The organism is Methylovorus glucosotrophus, assembly GCF_009858335.1.
GTDB lineage: Bacteria > Pseudomonadota > Gammaproteobacteria > Burkholderiales > Methylophilaceae > Methylovorus > Methylovorus glucosotrophus.
Map to the genome: position 1 here is coordinate 1,979,975 of NZ_VMSE01000001.1, position 14,248 is coordinate 1,994,222.

Below are 14,248 nucleotides of genomic sequence, written 5' to 3' on the forward strand. Positions count from 1 at the left end.
TTGGATCAGAACAGTTCCAGGCCGCGCAGGACCAAGAGCATGGCCGGGGGAAGGCCATTTCATCCACCTAATATTCATCAAGAGCTGCCATCATGATCAGAGAAAAACCAGAACAATACGACAAAGTGCATATTCCACGTGAGCTGTATGCTGTTAACCGCTATGCGGTCAAAGCCATGGTCTGGCTCAATGGCTTTGCCCACATCATCATCGGGCTGGCACTGGCCGTGGCCGTGCTGATGTTTACCTGGCTGTTTTATGTGGATGTACGCGATGCGGCCTCCGCCCACAATCTGGTACATGGCTTTTTGCATGCCCTCGGTACCCTCATGCTGCTGTGGTCCATTTCAGCGCTGATTACTGCAGAGATTCGTTACCTGCGTGGTAGCCAGCTGGAAGTGGAAGCGTTTATCGAAGTTGCCATGATCGTGGTCCTGCGCAAGCTGATCGTCATGCCGGTGGAAGATGGTTCGCTGATCCCTTCCGATGTCGCCCTGTGGGTAGGCGCAGGCCTGATGCTGGGCATCATGTATGTGCTGGTACGCTGGTCCAACAAATTCGGTAAAACCAACTAAACGCCCATGTCCAGCCTGCACCCTGTCGCCGCCCAGATCATTCGTGCCACCTCCAGCATCATTCTTGGCAAGGAGCAGCAGATCAAGCTGGCACTGGCCTGCATTCTGGCGCGGGGGCATCTGCTGATCGAAGACTTGCCCGGCATGGGCAAGACCACGCTTTCGCATACGCTGGCGCAGGTACTGGGGCTGCAGTTCAACCGCGTGCAATTCACCAGCGACTTGTTGCCGGGCGATGTATTGGGCATTTCGGTGTATGACCGCAATATTGGCGCTTTTACGTTTCATCCTGGCCCGGTCTTTACGCATGTGTTGCTGGCCGACGAGATCAACCGTGCCACGCCCAAAACCCAGAGCGCGCTGCTGGAAGTCATGGAAGAAGGCCAGGTCACCCTGGAAGGAGAAACCCGCCCCCTGCCCACACCGTTTTTCGTGATTGCCACGCAGAATCCCACCCATCACATTGGTACCTTTCCCCTGCCAGAGTCGCAACTGGACCGTTTCCTGATGCGCATTCGGCTGGGCTACCCTGATCCGCAATCCGAGCGCACCTTGCTGCAGAACAATGGTGGCCGCGCCCATGTCAGCGAGGTCGAAGCCTGCATCAGCGCGGTGGAGTTGATGGCCTTGCAGGCTGAAGTAGACCATGTGCACCTTTCAGATGCCCTGCTGGATTACCTGCAAGCCCTGCTGCAATACAGCCGACAAGCGGTGGATTACAGTGCCGGGTTATCGCCACGCGCCGGACTTGCCCTGCGGCAATGTGCGCAAGCCTGGGCACTGATGCACAACCGTGACTTTGTGATTCCAGAAGACATCCAGGCGGTACTGCCCGGTGTCGCGGGTCACCGCCTGCAATGGGCCGTTGGCATGGAATCCCATGCGGATAGCGGACTGCATTTATTGAATGCGGTCGCCATCCCCTAGCGCGGCCAGCACAACGCCTGTGAGCCGCCCTGCTGCCTTTATCAAATCTTCCCTGAACTGGACACGCTGGCTACGCACAGCCCGCGCTGATTCCCGCCGCGGCCCCGTTCTCACCACCCGCCATATCTACATCCTGCCGACTCGCGCTGGCGTGCTCTACGGCACCATCATCATTGCCATGCTGCTGGGCAGCATCAATTACAGCCTGAGCCTGGGCTTTGTACTGACCTTTCTTTTGGCTGCGCTGGGCATCGTATGCATGCTGCATACCTGGCGCAATCTCGCCTGGCTGGAAGTCAGCCACTGCCAGGCCAGCCCCGTGTTTGCTGGGGAAGAAGCCACACTGGAAATTCGCCTCAAAGAATCCTCCGGTCGCATGCGTCATGCCATTTACGCCTCCTGCGCAGCCTGCCTGCAGCCGCAGAGCACCGACATCCCGCCCAGGCAATCTGGCACGATTACGCTGGCTTACCCCACTGCGCGTCGCGGCTGGAGCGAACCCGGTCGCCTGACCCTTTTCACTGTGTTTCCGCTAGGCCTGCTGCAGGCATGGTCGTATGCTGATACGGATTGCCGGGTGCTGGTTTACCCGCGCCCGGCAGCATCTGGCCGTAGTAGCGCCTCCAGCACGGATCAGGCAGGCAAAGGCAGTCGGGATAGCTTGCTGGGCGATCAGGATTTTGCCGGACTGCGTCACTATCGGCCGGGCGACTCGCCACGCCGCATCGACTGGAAAGCCTCTTCGCGTGAACAAGGCATGTACAGCAAGCATTTTCAGGGCGAGCCCGTGTCCAGCGTCTGGCTGGATTGGCATGAAACCACAGGGCCCGATGGCGAGGAGCGCATCTGCCAGCTGGTACGCTGGGTGGTGGACGCGCATCAGGCTGGAGGTCGCTATGGCCTGCGCCTGCCGCAGCTCACGCTGGCGGCGGATCGCGGTGAAGCGCATTACCACCGCTGCCTGCAAGCCCTGGCACTGATGGAGTTGCCCGCATGAGCGTTACCCGCCACGCCCTGCGCAACTTCACGCCGCAACGCCATGATGTGATCTGGCTGCTGCTTTCCCTGCTGGCGGTATGGGGCTTGCATATTGCGCACTTGCCTCTGTGGATCAATGGCTTGATGGCGCTCATCTTCGGCTGGCGCTGGCTGATTGCGTCGCGAGGCTGGTCGCTGCCACGCATGCCGGTATTGCTGCCGCTGACATTGCTCGGTATTGCCGGCATCGTCGCCAGCTTCGATGGGCTGTTCGGGCGCGATGCCAGCGTCGCCCTGCTCACGCTCATGCTGGGGCTGAAGCTGCTGGAGTCCCGTAGCAGCCGCGATTTCATGCTGGTGATCTTCATAGCCTATTTCCTCACCGTCAACGCCTTCCTGTTTGGTCAATCCATGCTGGTCGCGGCTGGCATGCTGATCCCGGTGACAGGCCTGACAGCCGCCCTGATCGGCCTGCAAAAACCGCAGTCGGGCTCAGACCAGGGCCTGCAGTTACGCCTCGCGCTCACCCTGCTGGGGCAGGCCATACCGCTGATGCTGGTCCTGTTTGTGTTATTCCCGCGCCTGCCGGGGCCGTTGTGGGGCGTGCCCAAAGATAGCTACAAGAGCATGACCGGGCTTTCTGACCGCATGCGCCCCGGCGATATCAGCGAGCTCAGCCTGTCCGGTGCCACGGCATTTCGGGTCAGTTTTACCGGAGCGCCCCCCAGGGCCAGCCAGCTTTACTGGCGCGGTCCGGTGTTTGGCTATTTTGATGGCCGCGAGTGGCGTGCCGACAGGCGCGCGGGGTATCTGCCGCGTGAATCGCTATCGGTGCGCGGAGAACCTGTGCGGTATAGCGTGACGCTGGAACCGCACAACCAGCCATGGATGCTGGTGCTGGACATGCCATCGCAATTGCCCGCAGGCGCCCTGGCGAGCCCGGATCTGCAGATACTGGCGCGTGAACCGGTACGCACCCGCATACGCTATGAAGGCGTATCGCATCTGGACTACACCCTGGCGGATCAACTATCGCCGGTGGCCGAACGCTATCTGCTGCAACTGCCCCAGCAGGGCAACCCAAAGGCACGCGCCATGGCCGAACAATGGCGCGCACAACTGCCAGACCACCAGGCGATTGTAGATACTGCTTTGCGCATGTTTCGCCAACAGGACTTCTATTACACGCTGACCCCGCCACCATTGGGCACGAACAGCATAGATGACTTTCTGTTCAACTCGCGCCGCGGGTTCTGTGAGCACTATGCCGGGAGCTTTGCCTTTCTGATGCGGGCCGCCGGGATACCGGCACGCGTAGTCACGGGTTATCAGGGCGGAGAGTTGAATCCGGTCGGCCAGTACATGATCGTGCGCCAATCCGACGCCCATGCCTGGACCGAAGTCTGGCTGCCCCATCGCGGCTGGGTGCGGGTAGACCCGACCGCCGCCGTATCGCCATCGCGCATTGAAGCAGGCATCGCCAGCGCAATTAGCGAAAGCGCCAGCCTGCCCCTGCTGGCACGGCGCGATTACCCGCTGCTGCGCAAGCTCTACCTCAACTGGGATGCGATCAACAACGGCTGGAACCAGTGGGTGCTGGGTTACAATCAGCAAAAACAGGCCGAGTTGCTATCCCGGATTTTTGGCGCGTCTTTTCCATTGTCGCTACTCACGGCATTGTTTATCGCGGTCACGGCACTGGTGCTAGGCCTGATCAGCTGGGTACTGCTGCGTGACAAAACAAGGCGCGACCCGCTGCAACAGGTGTATGCCAGGTTTCTGCGAAAGATGGCGCGCGCAGGTTTGCAGCAAGCACCTGAGGAAGGCGCACAGGATTTCAGCCATCGAGCACAACAGCAGTTGCCCATGCAGGCTGCGCAGATCGCGGCGATTACGGCGCTTTATCTGCAATTGCGTTATGGCCGCCCCTCTAACGCCTCGCTGCAGATGCTGAAGCGCGAGATCAGAAATCTATAAGGTTCAGGAATCTATAAGTTTCAAGAATTTAAAGTTTCAACAATTCATAAGCTTTAAAAAGTTATAAGCCACTCATTACCAAACCCATTTACTCATGACCCAGCCAACATCTGCCACCCCCGACGAACAGCTCGCCATCGACCAGGCCTTCATGCAACAGGCACTGCAACTGGCGCAAGCCGCCGCTGACGCTGGTGAAGTCCCTGTCGGTGCGCTCGTGGTGCAGGATGGGGCTATTATCGGGCGCGGAATGAATGCCCCCATCGGCCGCCACGACCCTACCGCCCATGCAGAAATCCAGGCCATGCGCGAGGCCGCCGCCGCCATAGGCAACTATAGACTGGTAGGCTGCACGCTATACGTCACGCTGGAACCCTGCGCCATGTGCAGCGGCGCCATACAACACGCCCGCATTGCGCGGCTGGTATACGGCGCCCGCGACCCCAAGACCGGTAGCTGCGGCAGCGTGATTGACCTGATGGCAGAGCCCAGGCTCAACCACCATACCGAGGTGGCAGGCGGCATTCTGGCCGAAGAATGCGGCAGCATGCTGAGCCGCTTTTTCTCCGCCCGCCGTGCCAGCAAAAAAGCGCTATCCAGCAAGCCGGATACTGCTGAATAGCCTGGTTTTATCAGCAGACATGCTCCAACAAAACCTCAGCTTTCACGCGCAACAGACATAAAAAAACCGGCCATTTCGGCCGGTTTGATCCGCTTGCCAGCGATCAAGGCAAATCGTTAGTCACGGTCACCCAGTACTGCCATCAGAATCTGCAGCAGGTTGACGAAGAGGTTGTAGATATCCAGGTAAATCGCCAGTGTAGCCATCACGTAGTTGGTTTCGCCACCATTCACAATGCGGCTAACGTCATACAGAATGAAGCCGGAGAACAGCAGCACAGCCACGCCAGACAGGGCCAGCGAGAACGCTGGAATCTGGAAGAACATATTGGCCAGGGAAGCAATGATGAGCAGCACGATGCCGACCATCAGGAACTTGCCCATGAAGCTGAAATCCTTCTTGGTGGTGGTGGCAATGCCAGCCAGTGTCAGGAAGATAATGCCGGTGCCGCCTGCGGCAAGACCAATCAGCTGACCGCCATTACGCAGTTGCAGCGCCACTTGCAGGATAGGGCCAAGCATCACGCCCATGAACAGGGTCAGGGCCAGCAGCAGAATCACACCCAGGCCGCTGTTGCGGTTGGCCTGAATGCCATAGAACAGGCCGAACATGCCAGCCAGTGTGGCCAGCGCGAACATGATGGGGTGCTGGGCAGCCCAGCTGAAATTCATGCTCATGCCGATGAAGGCACCGATCACGGTGGGGATCATGCTGAGTCCGAGTAGCGCGTAAGTATTGCGCAGTACCTTGTTGCTATCGGCAACCAGCACTTCGGAATTACGTGCGATCTCATAATTGCTTTGCATCATTTGCGTTCCTCATCAAAAAAATCTGTACTTCAATCAATTGTTAAGACTAAACAAACATCGGTAAAGTTTCAACCTTGGCATCACATTTAGCACGGCCCATCAGGAAGCCTCGGCGAACATGTCATCCTCATGGATGCCGATCTGGCTGATGGTATGCACCGCCTCGATATACTCGTGGCTTTCGCGCAGGGCCGTCATGTCAGCCGGATGCAGTTTGCCATGCATGCGGGCGAGCCGTGCCAGACTGGGTGCCGAAATATTCCACTGAAGATTTTCAAGCAGCTCATCGGCAAGGTCGGGACGGTTGCACAGCAAGGCCATATCACACCCGGCATTCAGTGCGGCCAGCGCACGCTGGGTAACATTGCCCGCCACCACCGCGCCTTCCATCGACAGATCATCGCTGAAAATCACGCCATTGAACGCCAGACGTTGCCTCAGGACCTTCTGCAGCCAGCGCTCCGAGAAGCCAGCGGGCTTGTCGTCCACCTTGGGGTAGATCACATGCGCAGGCATGATGGCGGGCAGGCCGTCATCAATCATCTGGCGAAAAGGTTGCATGTCGGTAGAGGCAATCTCGTCAAAGCTGCGTTCATCCACCGGAATCGCTACATGGGAATCCGCAGCAATGTAGCCATGGCCGGGGAAATGCTTGCCAACTGCCGCCATGCCACCACGTTTGAGGCCTTGCATCAGCGCATACGCGAGCTCGGCAATGGCTTGTGGCTGCATGTGAAAGGCGCGATCGCCGATTACCTGGCTGACGCCGTAATCCATATCCAGCACTGGCGTAAAGCTGAAATCAATGCCATGGGCACGCAGCTCCACGGCCATCAGCCAGCCTGCTTCTTCGGCCAGCTGTTTGGCTTTTTTCGGTTGTTTATCCCAGATCTTGCCGAATTCGCGCATGGGCGGAATGCGGGTAAAGCCTTCGCGGAAACGTTGCACGCGGCCACCCTCATGATCCACCCCTATCAGCAAGGGTGGCTGGCGCACGGCATGAATGCTGGCGGTGAGGGCTTTCAGTTGTGCGGGCGACTGGTAGTTGCGGGCGAACAGAATCACCCCGCCCACCAGCGGGTGTTGCAAACGGCGGATGTCGGCGGCGTCCAGTTCGGTGCCAACCACATCCAGCATAATCGGGCCTAATGTCATGGTTTGGTTTTCAAGAGCTTGATGTTAAGTGTCGGTTTTCAGGGCAAACGGATTGAAATCGGTATGGCGGTCGTAGTAATCCTCGTTTTCGGCACGCTTGAGCCAGGCCACCACTTTGTATGTCACCGGGGTAAATACCACCTCCACGCCGACCTTGGCTACAAATTGCGCCAGCATCACCAGCGGCAGCTTGTCATCGGGGATCACCCCGCTACCGTAAAACGCCAGGGGATAAAACAGCGCCGAGTCCACGCCTTCACCAAAAATGGTAGAACCTATGGTGCGCATCCACAGCCAGCGTCCGGCGGTCATGACTTTCATTTTCGCCATGATGTAGGAATTCACAAACTCGCCTGCAGCAAAGGCTACCAGCGAAGCCAGCGATACGCGCCAGGCCGAGCCGAAGGCCACTTCATAGGCTTCCTGGTTATGCCAGAACGGCGCGGCCGGCAAGGCGACGATCATCCACGCCATGAACGAGGCAAAGGCGAGGCCAGCAAATCCGGCCCAGATGACTTTGCGTGAACGGGAATAGCCGTAAACCTCGGTCAGGATATCGCCAAAAATGAAGGAAATAGGGAAAAACAGCAGGCCCGCGCCGAAGGTCAGCGTACCCAGCACCGGTACCTCGATCTGCGAAATCTTGGCCGGGCCAATCAGATTGGAGCAGACCAGCACGGTGACAAAAGCAGCCATCATGAGGTCGTAATAGCGGTAGCTACGCGTTGTCTGCACGGGGAAGTAAGTTTTGGAAAGCGATGCCGGAATAGTAGCAGCTTTTTCCGCTTATGCCCGCTTCACATCCCAATGGTCACGCAGGCGATCGCCGAGCAGATTGATCGCCAGCACCAGCGACATCAGGCTGATGCCAGTAGCCAGCACGTAATGCGGCGCCACCAGCAGATAGCGTACGCCATCGCGCAACATGCTGCCCCAGGAGGCCTGCGGTGCCTGCACACCCAGCCCGAGGAAGGACAGGCTCGCCTCCGCAATTACCAGGCCCGCCATGCTGTAGGTGGCCTCCACCACCAGCGGTGCCGCCAGCAAAGGCAGCATGTGGTGCCGCATCAATCGCCAGGGGCTGGCGCCAAGCGCTTCCGAGGCCTGCACGTGCTGGCGTTGGCGCAGCGAGAGCGCCTGCGCCCGGGTCAGGCGCGCATAGCCCACCCACGAGGTCATGCACAAGGCCAGCAACAAATTGTTCAGGCCGGGGCCGAGCACGGCGGCAAAGGCAATCGCCAGCAGCATGCCGGGGAATGCGAGAAAGATATCGGTGATGCGCATCAGCAGGCGATCCAGCCAGCCGCCATAAAATCCGGCCAGCAAGCCGAGCACGGTGCCTATCGACAAGGTAATCAGCGTAACGGCCCCTACCACCAGCAGCGACACCCCTGCCCCACTGAGCAAACGCGCCAGTATGTTGCGGCCAAGATCATCGTAGCCCAGCCAGGCATGCTGATCGGCGGCGGCCAGGATATGTTCGAGGCGAATATGGTCGGGCTGCAGATCCAACATCGCTGCCAGCACCACGGCGGCCAGCCAGAACAGTATCACCAGTGCAGGCAGTTGCTTCATGTCAGGCGCACGCGCGGATCCAGCCGCTGATAGGCAATATCGGTGCAGAGGTTCACCAGCACATAGGTCAGCGCAATCACCAGTACACAGGCCTGGGTCACCGGGTAATCGCGTTTTTCGATGGACTCCACCAGCAGACGGCCCAGACCATCCCAGCCAAACACGGTTTCTGTAATCACTGTGCCTGCCAGCAGGCTGCCCATTTGCAGGCCAACCACCGTCACTACCGGCAGCAGGGCAGCACGCAACGCATGGCGCAGGATGACATGCGACTCGCTCAGGCCTTTGGCCCGTGCCGTGCGGACGAAATCTTCGCTCAGCACTTCCAGCAGGCTGGCGCGTGTCATGCGGGTCAGGATGGCACTCAAGCCAAAGCCCAGTGTCAGGGCAGGCAGAATGATGGCAGAAGCGGGCGTCATGCCACTGATAGGCAGCCAGCCCAGCCACAGGCCAAACAGCAGCATGAGCAAAGGCCCCAGCCAGAAATGCGGCATGGCCGATAATGACAGGCTGAACAAGGTTGCCACGGTATCAGGCCATTGCCGGGCGCGGAGCGCGGCGATGATGCCGAGCGGCAGCCCCACCAGCAGGGCGATCAGCAAGGCAAGAATGGCAAGCCTGAGCGTCGCGGGCAGGCGCTCCGCCAGCAGGCTGCTCACGGCCTGCCCGCTATGAATGGAGCGCCCGAAATCGCCATGGGCAAGATGTTTGAGGTATTGCACGAACTGCACTGGCAAGGACTGATCCAGCCCCAGTTCAGCCCGCAGCTGGGCACGGTCTGCCACGGCGGCAGACTCGCCCAGCATGACATCCACCGGATCGCCCGGCACCAGATGCAACAGCAAAAAAGTCAGCAGCAGCACGCCAAACACGACCGGCAGCACGCCCCACAATCGCTTAATCACGCGCCGTATCATCCTCAAGCCATACGGGTGTTCCCACCGGTACCAGATCAAACAGTGCGATGACATCCGTATTGCGCATGCGCACGCAACCATGCGAAGCCGCCACCCCCATGAGTTCGGTATCGGGCGTGCCATGAATGTAGATGTAGCGCTGCATGCTATCGACCTGCCCCAGCCGGTTGAAGCCAGGCTCGCAGCCGGAAAGCCAGAGTATGCGGGTCAATATCCAGTCGCGTCCCGGATAGTGGGCGGCCAGTTCAGGCGTCCAGATTTCCCCTGTGGGGCGACGGCCACGAAACACGGTATAAGGCGCTGCGTCCGCGCCTATCTTGGCCCGTACGATATGCGCGCCACGCGGCGTGCATCCGCTATCTTTCTGCTCGCCTGGGCCATTCAGCGCGGTAGAAACGGCATAGCTCGCCAGCAGTGCACCATCGTCACCCAGCACATCAAGCTGTTGCTTTTTAAAGGAAATATTAATCTGCATGGTCGTTTTTACTGTTCCGCGTTAGCGTGATGAGGCCATCCCAATTACCGTCGGCTGCCAGCGTGTAATGGTACAGGCCACGCCGCATGGCGACAAACTGCCCTTCGTACCATAGCGGCACATACGGCAGCAGTGCATGAATGCGCTGAGTGGCCGCGGGCCAGTTGCGCTGGACTATCAGGGCATCCAGCCCGGCATCATGCAACCGCCCACGGTTGGCGCCGAGCGGCGGCACGCTGGCCGAATGAAACGCCAGCCGGTAAATATCCGGCGTGCGGATACCCACCCAGTTGAGGCTGTACATCTGAAAATGACCCTGGCGGATATCATCAAAAAATGTGCCCCAGTCCAGGCTGCGTATCTGCAAATCGATACCCGCCTCGCGCATTTGCGCCTGCAGTATGGTGGCTAGCCGCACGCGTTGGGCATCGGTGGAGGTCTTGTAAACCAGCGTCAGCGGCAGGTGCACCCCGGCTTCCTGCAACAGCTGACGCGCCAATTGCGGATCATGCGCATACGGCGTCAGGCTGGCATTGCCAGCCCAGTGCTCGGGCGGCAAGATGGCACCTGCCAGACGGCTATCCGGCACCAGGGCCAGACGCACGATGACAGGCCGATCAATAGCATGGGCAATGGCCTGACGTACCTTGGGGTTGGCAAGCAGCGGGTCTTGCAGATTAAAGCCGATATACGAAAAATTGGCGCCCTGCGTATGTTCCACCTTGAGCGCTGGCTGAGTTTGCAGATACACCAGCAGCTCGGGCGGCAGATCGCCCGCCAGCAGGTCAATTTCACCGCGCACCAGCTTCAGCACGCGCACGGTCGGGTCTTTCACCTCTTCCAGCACATAGCGCTGCCCGTCAGACCAACGTTGCAATACGAGTGGACCGCGCCAACTCACAAAGGCAAGAGGTCCGCTGCCCACAGGCTGGCGGCTGAAATCATGCCCGGCGGCAATGAGGTGCGCAGGCAAAATGCCGATGATGAGCCGCGCTGGAAATTCCGGGTCTGCCGCATCCAGCGTGAAATCCACCGTATCATCATCCACGGCCCATACCTTGCGGATATGGGAAAACTCGGCGGCCAGCGGGCTGGCGCCAGGCTTGAGCATGGACTGATAGGTCGCGACGACATCATGGGCGGTCATGGCACTGCCATCATGAAATCGCGGCACAGGTTTCAGCAAATGAAAGCGGTAGTGATCAGAGGCCAGTTGTTGCCAGTGGGCCAGCGCCGGTTGCGGGAGGGCATGGGCATCAAAGCGCACCAGGGCTTGGTAAAGCAGGCGATTGACGCGGGCAGAGGCTGCATCCGTCGCCATGCGGGGGTCCAGATTCACCGGCGCCTGCGCCAGCCCCATGTGCAAGGCGGTATCGGGGGCAGACGGCGTGCAACTGCTGAGCACCAGCGCCAAGCCCAGCCACCAAGCGCTTAAATACCTATGCAAGCGTCATTCCCTTTCCCGTCATTGTCGATTCCCGCTGCCTGGCATTCTATTACATTTAGGGAGTATTGCTTTTTTATACGCCTGTAGCAGACTAGCGCGTTGATGCAGGCAACATATCCTGCCGCGCTGCAGTCTGATGGCATGTCGGGCCGCCATGGCGCTGTCCTTTTCCCAATCTTCAGGAGATGAAATGAATCCCAAGCAAACGGCATTGGTAATGATTGAATTTCAGAATGACTTTACGTCCGAAGGCGGCAGCCTGCATGGCGCGGTAAGCGGTGTCATGGCACAGAACAACATGCTGGCGAATACCGTGGATACCGTGAATCAGGCGCGTGCAAAGGGCGTTACCATCGTCCATGTGCCCATCAGTTTTACGCCGGACTACCGTGAGCTGCCCAGCGCGCCCTACGGCATTCTCAAGGGCGTAGTGGATAGCCAGTCTTTTCGCAAAGGCACCTGGGGCGCCGAGATTGTGGATGTGCTGACACCTGCTGAAGGCGACATCATCGTGGAAGGCAAGCGCGGCCTGTGCGGGTTTGCCAGCACCAATCTGGACTTTGTCCTGCGCAGCCGCGGCATACAACACGTGGCACTGGCAGGCTTCCTCACCAATTGCTGTGTGGAGTCCACCATGCGTACCGCTTACGAACTGGGCTACCAGGTGATTACCCTGGGCGATTGCACCGCCACCTTGAGCCCGGAAGAACAGGAAATGGCGATTGCCAAAAACTTCCCCATGTTTTCCGTTCCCATGGATCACAAGGGCTTCCTCGCCACATTACAGGGTTGATGCCATTTGAGTACGTTGCATTTCAGGGTGGCCGACACCGCCGATATTCCCGCCCTGGCGGTACTGGTCAACAGCGCTTATCGCGGTGAATCAAGCCGCCGTGGCTGGACCACCGAGGCTGACATACTGGGCGGGCAACGTACGGATGCCGGGGAATTGTCCGAGCTGATCGCGGCACCAGCCTCGTATATTCTCTTGGCCGAGCAGGCCGGGCAGATCATCGCCTCCATCCATCTTAACCAGACGGCAAGCCAGTCAGCCTATGTGGGCATGCTGGCCGTGGAGCCGGGCTTGCAGCAGCGCGGCACTGGCCGCGCCCTGCTCACGCACGCCGAGCAAACCGCGCGCCAAGGCTGGCAAGCCAACGAGATCTTCATGACGGTGATCACCCTGCGCACCAGCCTGATTGCCTATTACGAGCGTCTGGGCTACCAGCGCACCGGCAAGCTGCAACCCTTCCCCGATGATCCGCGCTACGGCCTGCAAAAAGTACCGGGGCTGATGCTGGAAACGCTGACCAAGCGCTTTTAGCTTAATCAGGCGCTTGGTCAGGCCTGAAAAGCATGGCCAGACGCAGGTATCCGACGTCAGACGGGAGTCTGGATTTTTTCAAACAGTGCGATCGATTCCACATGCGAGGTATGGGGAAACATATTGATCACGCCTGCAGCCAGCAGACGATAGCCCTTGAGGTTGACCAGCACACCCGCATCGCGCGCCAGCGTCGCCGGATTGCACGAGACATACACGATGCGCTCAGGCCCGGCCACCTTGGGGGCGACTGGCATGGCGCCATCCTCGCCGCGGCCGACATCCGCCAGCGACTTGATCAGTTCCAGTGCGCCATCGCGCGGTGGATCAATCAGCCATTTGTCGAAGTAGCCCAGCGATTGCAGCGCTTCCGGCGTCATTTTGAACAGATCGGCCTCGCGATATTCCACCTGATCGGCCAAGCCATTCAGACTGGCGCTTTCCACCGCACGCGCCACCAGCGCGGCTGAGCCTTCCATGCCCAGCACGGTCGCGCCGCTGCGTGCGATAGGCAAAGTAAAGTTGCCCAGGCCACAGAAGAAATCGGCAATACGATCTTGCGGCTGGGCGCCGAGCAATTGCATGGCACGGCGCAACATGACGCGATTGATATGCGGGTTTACCTGGGTGAATTCAGTCGGCTTGAACGGATAGGTCAGCTGGAATTCCGGCAGCGAATAAGTCAGCGCCGGACCGTTCAATGGATAAAACGGCATAACGGTATCCGGCCCCTTGGTCTGGGTCCATATCTGCACCCCATGCGTATCGGCAAACGCCTTGAGAATGGGACCATCTTCGGGCCGCAATGCCTCGAGTATGCGCAACACCAGCACGGTGGCCTGCTCGCCCACCGCCACTTCAATCTGCGGCAGGCGCTCGCGCACGCTCAGTTGCGCGATCATGTGCTGCAAGGGCACGATCAATGCCGACACGTGCGGAGGCAAGACTTCGCAGCTATCCATATGCGCCACAAAGCTACTGGCTTTTTCATTGAAGCCAACCAGCACACCGCCTTTTTTCGGCACATGGCGCACGCGCAGCCGGGCCTTGTGACGATAGCCCCATGCCGGGCCGTAGATAGGTGGCAGCATGGTTTCGGCCTTCACCTTGCCGATATGCCAGAGATTGCCTTCCAGCAGCCGCTGCTTGGCCGCCACTTGCCCGGAGAAGTCCAGATGTTGCAGGGCACAGCCACCGCAATAGCCAAAATGCGGGCATTTGGGCGTGGTTCTGAGGTTGGATGGCTGCAAGACCTCCACCACATCCGCCACCTCGTAGCTGGATTTGCGGCGATGCGATTTGTAGGTCACCTGCTCGCTCGGCAGCGCACCGTCAATGAAAATGGTTTTGCCGTCCACATGGGCGACACCGCGCCCTTCCTGATCCAGCGACTCAATAAATGCAATAGTAGAATTTTCCATGGCCCGCATTTTACCGCAGACTGCCTTGCACACGTCATACATCGAT

At 59.2% G+C, this 14,248-nt stretch carries 15 protein-coding genes; 7 read left to right on the top strand and 8 right to left on the bottom strand.

The window, feature by feature from the left end; translation table 11 throughout:
* Positions 1-92: 92 nt before the first annotated feature.
* The 5 genes from FNL37_RS09315 to tadA all read left to right on the top strand — a co-directional run bounded on the left by FNL37_RS09315 (position 93) and on the right by tadA (position 5,079).
* Positions 93-575, top strand: a complete 483-nt coding sequence (locus FNL37_RS09315) for a phosphate-starvation-inducible PsiE family protein (RefSeq protein WP_013441807.1) — start codon at positions 93-95, stop codon at positions 573-575.
* A 6-nt stretch (positions 576-581) separates the two neighbouring features.
* Positions 582-1,502 carry an AAA family ATPase gene (locus tag FNL37_RS09320; protein WP_159355937.1) on the top strand — a complete coding sequence of 307 codons (921 nt, stop codon included), beginning with the start codon at positions 582-584 and terminating at the stop codon, positions 1,500-1,502.
* On the top strand, positions 1,483-2,499 hold the full coding sequence (locus FNL37_RS09325) for a DUF58 domain-containing protein (RefSeq protein WP_244948250.1): 1,017 nt from the start codon (positions 1,483-1,485) through the stop codon (positions 2,497-2,499). The genes FNL37_RS09320 and FNL37_RS09325 overlap by 20 nt, the downstream gene beginning before the upstream one ends.
* Complete coding sequence (locus tag FNL37_RS09330; RefSeq protein ID WP_159355938.1) at positions 2,496-4,457, top strand: transglutaminase TgpA family protein; 1,962 nt, start codon at positions 2,496-2,498, stop codon at positions 4,455-4,457. The genes FNL37_RS09325 and FNL37_RS09330 overlap by 4 nt, the downstream gene beginning before the upstream one ends.
* A gap of 94 nt (positions 4,458-4,551) precedes the next feature.
* Positions 4,552-5,079 carry a tRNA adenosine(34) deaminase TadA gene (gene tadA, locus FNL37_RS09335; RefSeq protein WP_159355939.1) on the top strand — a complete coding sequence of 176 codons (528 nt, stop codon included), beginning with the start codon at positions 4,552-4,554 and terminating at the stop codon, positions 5,077-5,079.
* A 116-nt stretch (positions 5,080-5,195) separates the two neighbouring features.
* On the opposite strand, the gene FNL37_RS09340 is transcribed toward tadA, so the two are convergent.
* The 7 genes from FNL37_RS09340 to FNL37_RS09370 form a co-directional block, all read right to left on the bottom strand.
* Positions 5,196-5,888, bottom strand: a complete 693-nt coding sequence (locus FNL37_RS09340) for a Bax inhibitor-1/YccA family protein (RefSeq protein WP_013441802.1) — start codon at positions 5,886-5,888, stop codon at positions 5,196-5,198.
* 99 nt (positions 5,889-5,987) lie between these two features.
* Positions 5,988-7,043, bottom strand: coding sequence for a beta-N-acetylhexosaminidase (nagZ, locus tag FNL37_RS09345; RefSeq protein ID WP_159355940.1), 1,056 nt, complete (start codon positions 7,041-7,043; stop codon positions 5,988-5,990).
* A gap of 24 nt (positions 7,044-7,067) precedes the next feature.
* Complete coding sequence (locus tag FNL37_RS09350) at positions 7,068-7,778, bottom strand: queuosine precursor transporter (RefSeq protein ID WP_013441800.1); 711 nt, start codon at positions 7,776-7,778, stop codon at positions 7,068-7,070.
* Positions 7,779-7,829: 51 nt separating this feature from the next.
* Positions 7,830-8,618 carry an ABC transporter permease gene (locus tag FNL37_RS09355; protein ID WP_159355941.1) on the bottom strand — a complete coding sequence of 263 codons (789 nt, stop codon included), beginning with the start codon at positions 8,616-8,618 and terminating at the stop codon, positions 7,830-7,832.
* Positions 8,615-9,535, bottom strand: coding sequence for a nickel ABC transporter permease (nikB, locus tag FNL37_RS09360; RefSeq protein ID WP_159355942.1), 921 nt, complete (start codon positions 9,533-9,535; stop codon positions 8,615-8,617). Before nikB ends, FNL37_RS09355 begins: the two co-directional genes overlap by 4 nt.
* Complete coding sequence (locus FNL37_RS09365) at positions 9,516-10,010, bottom strand: L,D-transpeptidase (RefSeq protein WP_159355943.1); 495 nt, start codon at positions 10,008-10,010, stop codon at positions 9,516-9,518. Before FNL37_RS09365 ends, nikB begins: the two co-directional genes overlap by 20 nt.
* On the bottom strand, positions 10,000-11,457 hold the full coding sequence (locus FNL37_RS09370) for an ABC transporter substrate-binding protein (protein WP_244948251.1): 1,458 nt from the start codon (positions 11,455-11,457) through the stop codon (positions 10,000-10,002). Before FNL37_RS09370 ends, FNL37_RS09365 begins: the two co-directional genes overlap by 11 nt.
* 190 nt (positions 11,458-11,647) lie before the next feature.
* Here FNL37_RS09370 and FNL37_RS09375 point away from each other — a divergent pair, with 190 nt between their 5' ends.
* Both FNL37_RS09375 and FNL37_RS09380 read left to right on the top strand, forming a co-directional pair.
* Positions 11,648-12,250: a cysteine hydrolase family protein gene (locus FNL37_RS09375; RefSeq protein WP_159355944.1), complete on the top strand. Its 603-nt coding sequence runs from the start codon at positions 11,648-11,650 to the stop codon at positions 12,248-12,250.
* Between the two features lie 6 nt (positions 12,251-12,256).
* A complete protein-coding gene (locus FNL37_RS09380; RefSeq protein WP_159355945.1) occupies positions 12,257-12,781 on the top strand; it encodes a GNAT family N-acetyltransferase in 525 nt (174 codons plus the stop codon).
* A 56-nt stretch (positions 12,782-12,837) separates the two neighbouring features.
* Here FNL37_RS09380 and rlmD read toward each other — a convergent pair whose 3' ends face one another.
* Positions 12,838-14,211, bottom strand: coding sequence for a 23S rRNA (uracil(1939)-C(5))-methyltransferase RlmD (gene rlmD, locus FNL37_RS09385; protein WP_015829743.1), 1,374 nt, complete (start codon positions 14,209-14,211; stop codon positions 12,838-12,840).
* Positions 14,212-14,248 lie beyond the last annotated feature (37 nt).

Bases quoted from the DNA above. Each gene is read 5' to 3' on its own strand.
- FNL37_RS09355 (WP_159355941.1), bottom strand. From the start codon at position 8,618: ATGAAGCAACTGCCTGCACTGGTGATACTGTTCTGGCTGGCCGCCGTG.
- FNL37_RS09320 (WP_159355937.1), top strand. From the start codon at position 582: ATGTCCAGCCTGCACCCTGTCGCCGCCCAGATCATTCGTGCCACCTCC.
- nikB (WP_159355942.1), bottom strand. From the start codon at position 9,535: ATGATACGGCGCGTGATTAAGCGATTGTGGGGCGTGCTGCCGGTCGTG.
- tadA (WP_159355939.1), top strand. From the start codon at position 4,552: ATGACCCAGCCAACATCTGCCACCCCCGACGAACAGCTCGCCATCGAC.
- FNL37_RS09315 (WP_013441807.1), top strand. From the start codon at position 93: ATGATCAGAGAAAAACCAGAACAATACGACAAAGTGCATATTCCACGT.
- FNL37_RS09330 (WP_159355938.1), top strand. From the start codon at position 2,496: ATGAGCGTTACCCGCCACGCCCTGCGCAACTTCACGCCGCAACGCCAT.
- rlmD (WP_015829743.1), bottom strand. From the start codon at position 14,211: ATGCGGGCCATGGAAAATTCTACTATTGCATTTATTGAGTCGCTGGAT.
- FNL37_RS09365 (WP_159355943.1), bottom strand. From the start codon at position 10,010: ATGCAGATTAATATTTCCTTTAAAAAGCAACAGCTTGATGTGCTGGGT.
- FNL37_RS09375 (WP_159355944.1), top strand. From the start codon at position 11,648: ATGAATCCCAAGCAAACGGCATTGGTAATGATTGAATTTCAGAATGAC.
- FNL37_RS09325 (WP_244948250.1), top strand. From the start codon at position 1,483: ATGCGGTCGCCATCCCCTAGCGCGGCCAGCACAACGCCTGTGAGCCGC.
- FNL37_RS09340 (WP_013441802.1), bottom strand. From the start codon at position 5,888: ATGATGCAAAGCAATTATGAGATCGCACGTAATTCCGAAGTGCTGGTT.
- nagZ (WP_159355940.1), bottom strand. From the start codon at position 7,043: ATGACATTAGGCCCGATTATGCTGGATGTGGTTGGCACCGAACTGGAC.